The sequence below is a fragment of the bacterium genome (assembly GCA_036524115.1).
In the GTDB taxonomy this organism is placed as follows: domain Bacteria; phylum JAUVQV01; class JAUVQV01; order JAUVQV01; family DATDCY01; genus DATDCY01.
The window spans coordinates 1-2,274 of sequence record DATDCY010000331.1 but is presented as its reverse complement, the minus strand read 5'-3'; the positions used below and the strand labels follow the sequence as shown (position 1 = coordinate 2,274).

3 protein-coding genes are annotated in these 2,274 nt (G+C 72.7%); all 3 read right to left on the bottom strand.

The window, feature by feature from the left end; translation table 11 throughout:
* Window positions 1–899, bottom strand: an 899-nt coding sequence (locus VI078_16040; GenBank protein ID HEY6000798.1) for a transketolase C-terminal domain-containing protein, incomplete at its 3' end; no start/stop codon positions are given.
* Complete coding sequence (locus VI078_16035; GenBank protein HEY6000797.1) at window positions 896–1,711, bottom strand: transketolase; 816 nt, start codon at window positions 1,709–1,711, stop codon at window positions 896–898. The genes VI078_16040 and VI078_16035, both read right to left, overlap by 4 nt.
* Window positions 1,712–1,749: 38 nt before the next feature.
* Window positions 1,750–2,274, bottom strand: a 525-nt coding sequence (locus VI078_16030) for an aminoglycoside phosphotransferase family protein (GenBank protein ID HEY6000796.1), incomplete at its 5' end; no start/stop codon positions are given.

Genomic DNA, 2,274 nt, shown 5'->3' with positions numbered 1-2,274 from the left:
GCCGCGGCGCCCGCGGCGGTGACGCCGTAGTGGCCGAGGATCGAGTCCTGCGAGCCGTAGTGGTGATGGAAGGCGTCGGGCAGGCCGAGGCGGCGGAAGCCCTTCGGGACCCCGAAGCGCTCCTCGGCGAGGACCTCGGCGACCGCGCTGCCGAGGCCGCCGACGAGGTTGTGCTCCTCGATCGTCACGACGGCCCGCACCGGCGCCGCGGCCTCGAGCAGCGCCCCGGCATCCAGCGGCTTGACCGTGTGCAGGTGCAGCACCGCCGCGCTGACGCCCTCCCCCGCCAGCAGCCGGCGCGCCTCGAGCGCGATGCGCAGCGTGATCCCCGTGGTGACCAGCAGCGCATCCGCGCCGCCGTGCAGGAGGATCCCCTTGCCGATCCGGAAGGGCTGGGCCGGGTCGCTCACCACCGGGTCGCCGCCCTTGCCGAAGCGGATGTACATCGGCCCCTCCCAGTCCGCGGTCAGGGGCACGAGCCGGCGCATCTCCTCGGCGTCGCAGGGGGCGACGATCGTCATGCCGGGGATGGCGCGCATCAGCGCCAGGTCGTCGAACGCCAGGTGGGTCGAGCCCAGCGGGGCGTAGACGACCCCGCCGCCGCTGCCGCAGAGGCGGATGGGGAGCCGGTGCATCGCCGCGTCCAGCAGGACCTGCTCGTAGCAGCGGCGCGTGAGGAAGACGGCGATGGTGTTCAGGTACGGAATCCGGCCGCTCATCGCCATCCCGGACATCACGCCGACGATGTTCTGCTCCGACACCCCCTCCATGAAGAAGCGCTCCGGCATCTCGCGGCGGAAGTTGTCCAGGGTGCCGGCGCCGATGTCCGAGCCGAAGAACACCACGCGCTCGTCGCGCTTCGCGAGGCGGTAGATCTCGTCGAGGCAGGCCTTCCTCACTGCTCGCCCTCCACGCCCTCGAGCTCCGCGACGATCCGCGCCAGGTCGGCATCCGAGATCTTGCTCTTGTGGTGCCAGTCGAGGTTCCCCTCGAGCATCCGGATGCCCCGCCCCTTGATCGTGTGGCAGATGATCGCGGTCGGCTTCTCCGTCTCGCGCGCCGCCGCCGCCAGCGCCCGGCGCAGGGCCCGCAGGTCGTGCCCGTCGACCTCGCGCGCGGCGAACCCGAAGCTGCGCCACTTGGCGGCGAAGGGCTCGAGGTCCTGCACCTCGGCGGTCGGGCCGTAGGACTGCATCTTGTTGTAGTCCACGAGCACGGTCAGCCGCGCGAGCCGGTGCTTGCCGGCGCACATCGCGGCCTCCCAGACGGAGCCTTCGTCGCACTCGCCATCGCCGAGGACCACGTAGGTGCGGAAGTCCCGCCCGTCGAGGCGCCCGGCGAGCGCAAACCCGACCCCGATGGGGAGCCCGTGGCCGAGGGACCCGGTCGAGGCCTCGACGCCCGGCACCTTGCTGAGCTGCGGGTGGCCCCCGAGGATCGACCCGTGGGCGCAGAACGTCTGCAGGTGCTCGCGCGGGAAGAAGCCCTTCTCCGCCAGCAGGACGTACAGTGCCAGGCAGCCGTGCCCCTTGCTCAGGATGAGCCGGTCGCGGTCCGGCCAGAGCGGGTTGGCGGGGTCGACGCGCAGCACCTCGTCGTAGAGCAGCCGCAGGACCTCGACCACCGAGAAGGCGGAGTTGAGATGCCCGCGCCGGGCGCGCTCGACGGTGTGGATGATCTCGCGGCGCAGGTGCACAGAGCGCGCATCCAGCCGTGGCGTCGTGCGGGTCCGTTCCATCGCGCTTCGGATTATATGTCGAAGCCGCCGCAGGGGAACAGCCGATTCTCGCACTCCGCGCGCAGCGCCCCGAGGGCGGCCGACGCGCGGGCGAGCTGCCCCTCGCGGTTCTCGACGGCCTCGCGGCCGGGCAGCGCCGGCCGCAGGTAGACATTGAGCATGATCAGGCACCACTTGAGCGCCAGCAGCGGGTAGAGCAGCGCGAGCCGCGCCCGGAAGCCGGGCCGGCCCCCGAAGCCCGGCTCCAGCCGCGCCAGGAACCCCGGCCGCAGCGGCGGCGCCAGCGGCGCCTGCGGCTGGAGGAAGAAGTCGGCGACGAGCTTGGCCGGGTCGTCCCAGCCAAAGTACTCGAAGTCGAGGAACACCAGCTCCCCGTCCTGCCGCAGCAGCGTGTTGTGGAAGCCCGCGTCGGAGGGGCTCAGCGTGCGCTCCGCCCCGGGCAGGTCGGCCGCCGGGTCGATCCCGGCGCGCGCCGCGCCCGCGGCCACGGCGGCGCAGACCCGCGCGTGCAGCGGCGCGAAGTCCTCCTCGAGGAA